1 pseudogene is annotated in these 274 nt (G+C 70.4%); it reads right to left on the bottom strand.

From position 1 onward, the window contains the following. A pseudogene (locus AAHM41_RS40460) lies at positions 1 to 261 on the bottom strand (ATP-dependent zinc metalloprotease FtsH); the annotation flags it as partial. Positions 262 to 274 lie beyond the last annotated feature (13 nt).

Below are 274 nucleotides of genomic sequence, written 5' to 3' on the forward strand. Positions count from 1 at the left end.
GGCGGTCGCTTCGCCATACCGGCGGGGCTGCCAGCCGGCTCCCGCGGGGCCTCCGAGAAAGGTCGCCGGCTCCGTCTCATAGGCGACCTGGCCCAGCCCCGCATCCATGCCGAACCGGGCCACCATGTTCCGGGCGATGTCCGTTGCCTTCGCCAAATCGTCGGCCGCGCCGGTCGAGATCTCGCCGAAGACCAGGCTCTCGGCCGTCCGCCCGCCGAGCAGCACGGTCATCCGGTTGGCCAACTCCGAGCGATCCATCAGAAAGCGGTCCTCG

This window comes from Inquilinus sp. OTU3971 (assembly GCF_038440215.1).